This is a genomic window from Micromonospora sp. ATLC16, from assembly GCF_057196645.1.
Window position 1 is genome coordinate 1 of the sequence record NZ_JBXUOW010000143.1, and the last position, 2,929, is coordinate 2,929.

The following is a 2,929-nucleotide window of genomic DNA, read 5'->3' on the forward strand; positions in this document are numbered from 1 at the left end:
GGCGGCGCTGCTGGCCGTGCCGCCACTGGTGGTCGGCGTGCTGCTGGTCGCCGCCGGGGTTCCGCAGGCGGCGCAGGCCGCGCCCATCCGGCGGACCGCGCTCGTCTGGCCACGGGCGGTGCTTCCTGCGATCGCGGTGGTGCTCGCCGTCGTCCACCAGTTGCAGGTCGGCCTCCTGCCCGACCGTACGGCGGTGCTGCTCGCGCTCGCCGTGATCCCGCCACTGGTAGTGCGTGAGGTGTTCGGCACCGCCACCGTGACGGTGTCGGAGGAGCCGGCCGCCCCCGCCCCCGCGCCGGCCGCCCCCGAGCCGGGCGGCTCGACCGGTCGCGTCGCCCTGCTCGGGGCGCTGGCGGCCCGGCCCGAGCCGGTCTCCGGTGCGCTGCTCGTGATCGACCTGCACCTCGGCGAGCTGCCCGGCCGGCTGGTGCGCGACGACGTGGCCGCCGAGGCCGTGCGTCGGGCCCGAGCCGTGGCGGCCGATGAGGACGAGGTGTTCGGCCTGGCCGGGAGTGGGCTCGCGGTGGTCAGCCGGTCCGGACCGGTGCTGGCGTACGCGCTGGGCACCCGGCTGCTCACCGCGCTGAGCCGACCCTACGAGGTCTCCGGGGCGGTGCTGCGGTCGCGACCGAGCGTCGGGCTGGCCGAGCTGGGCCAGGGTCGGCCGGAGGATCTGTTTCGCCGGGCGGACCTGGCTCGACGACGCGCGGCTCAGCTCGGCCGCGACCGGGTCGAGTGGTACGACGCCTACCTGGAGGAGCAGTTGGTCCGCCGGCTGGACCTTGAGCGGGAACTGCCCGGCGCGGTCGCCCGGGGTGAGTTGGACCTGGTCTACCAACCCATCCTCGGTCTGGCCGATCGGACGCCGGTCGGTACGGAGGCGCTGCTGCGGTGGCGCAACCCGGTGCTGGGCACCGTGTTCCCGGCGGAGCTGCTCCCGGTGGCCGAGGAGCTCGACATCGTGGGCGAGTTGGGGGTGTGGGTGCTGGACCGGGCCTGTCGACAGTTGGCCTACTGGACGGTGGGTGGCCGACGACTGTGGATGGCGGTCAACGTGACCATTCGGGAACTCACCTCACCGGACTTCGTGCCCCGGACGGCAGCGGTGCTGGAGGCGTACGGGGTGGGGCCGGACCAGTTGGTGATCGAGGTCGCCGAGCCGAAGGTCGCCGCCGAGCTGCCCACGGTGGTCGCCCGGCTGGCCGGGTTGCGCTCGATGGGCATCCGCACCGCGCTTGACGACTTCCGGGCCGAGCATGCCTCTCTCGCTCAGCTCCGGCGACTACCGATCGACCTGCTCAAGGTCGGGCCGGAGGTGGCCACGGCGGGCAGCGACCCGCACCGGCCGCTGCTGGACGTGGTGGTCACCGTGGCCGAACGGTTGGGCCTTGAGGTGGTGGCCGAGGAGCTGGAATCGGCCCACCAGGTCGACGGAGCGCATCGGGCCGGATGCCGGTACGGCCAGGGCTTCGAGCTGGCCCGGCCGGCCACCGCCGAGCGGGTCGAGGCGTACTTCGAGGAGTTCCCCTCGACGTCGCGCTGAGCGCAATTGCGCAACCGTTTCACCTGCTGGTGGGGGCGGGGCCGGGAGCTGAGCAGCCGCCGGGTCACTCGCGCACCCTCCTCGCCGGTGTAGTCGGAGGAGGCGATCACCACGGCCGGCAGGCCCAGTCCCTCCAGCACCGGCACCCGGCCGTCGTCGGTTCGCAGGTCGCAGACCAGTACGCCGTCGACCCGCCGCTCGCCCCACCAGCGCCGGTAGACCGCGATCTCGGCGTTCTGGTCGGCCACCACCTGGAGGGTCAGCGCGTACGACCGGGCCGACAACTCCCCCTCGACGCCGCTGCTCGGGTCGAACCCGCTTCCCGACACCACCGCCACCGTGGTGGATGGTCACCGGGCCGGCGCGTGGTCCCACGACGCGCCGGCCCGGTGGTCCTGTCTGCCGGTCCTGCTCGCACCGCAGGGCCGGCGTCGGGGGATCGTCAGGCGCAGAGCGGGTCGCTGGTGTACGTCGTGCCGGAGGAGGTGGTCACCTTGCCGACCGCGCAGACCGTCATGTTGTGCCCGTAGAGCTGGTCCCCGTAGTACTGCTGGCCGGTGCCGCCGTACCAGTTGGTGGTGGCGTACGGATTCGACCGGTAGACGTGCACCTGGACGGTGTTGTTCGGGCTGACCCGGTTGGAGATCCGGCCCCAGTTGGTCTTGCAGGCTTCGCTCCAGCGCAGCTCCACGACGGCGAGGGTGGTCGAGCCCTGCGTGATGTACTTCGGGTAGGTCGTGGCGTTGCGGGCGTTCGCGGAGCAGCCGGTGTCGATCGGGTCGGTCCCGTCGCAGCCGTGGCCGTTACAGGTGGCGGCGCTGGCGGGTGTCGCGACCAGGAGGCTGGCGGCGATGAAAGCGCCTGCGGCAGCGGCGGCCAACCGGCGGGCGTTCCGGATCATTGTCTCTCCTGACCTGTGGTGGGCTGTGTCAGCCCCGGGATTCGGCTCCTCATCTCTACCGTCCGTCAACACTGATCTCTACGCTGTGTCGCGTCGGACAATGAATCCCGGTTGTGGTCAATCAATTCGAGGAGCGGCCCATGGCCCGGGCGGAACGCCCCCTGGACCCCACCGCCGACCCGCTTCAGGCGTTCGCCGCCGACCTGAGGACCCTGCGGGACAAGGCAGGCCGCCCCACCTACCAGGCCCTCGCCCGGCGGGCCCACCGGTCCGCGAGTTCGCTGTCCGAGGCGGCCGGTGGCCGGCGGCTGCCGACGCTGGACACGACCCTGGCGTACGTGCGTGCACTCGGCGGCGACGAGGCGGAATGGGCCGAGCGGTGGCGCGTCGTCGCCGGCCACGTCACGGCGCAACCGGGGCACGTGCGCCCGACCGGCGACGGCGAGGACGGGACACGGCCCGCCGCCGCGCCGCCTGTCGCTGCG

The 2,929-nt window shown here is 73.0% G+C and carries 3 protein-coding genes and 1 pseudogene; 2 read left to right on the forward strand and 2 right to left on the reverse strand.

Annotated features, from left to right (window positions below):
* A partial coding sequence (locus AC2CHE_RS26665; protein ID WP_484507582.1) for an EAL domain-containing protein occupies window positions 1-1,543 on the forward strand: 1,543 nt, incomplete at its 5' end.
* Window positions 1,544-1,575: 32 nt separating this feature from the next.
* On the opposite strand, the pseudogene AC2CHE_RS26670 reads toward AC2CHE_RS26665, so the two are convergent.
* Window positions 1,576-1,845: pseudogene (locus AC2CHE_RS26670) on the reverse strand (hypothetical protein); the annotation flags it as partial.
* Between the two features lie 140 nt (window positions 1,846-1,985).
* Window positions 1,986-2,444, reverse strand: a complete 459-nt coding sequence (locus AC2CHE_RS26675) for a DUF2690 domain-containing protein (RefSeq protein WP_484507583.1) — start codon at window positions 2,442-2,444, stop codon at window positions 1,986-1,988.
* 140 nt (window positions 2,445-2,584) lie between these two features.
* Between AC2CHE_RS26675 and AC2CHE_RS26680 the strand changes: the two genes are divergently transcribed.
* Window positions 2,585-2,929: helix-turn-helix domain-containing protein (locus tag AC2CHE_RS26680; protein ID WP_484507584.1), on the forward strand; the 345-nt coding region annotated here is incomplete at its 3' end.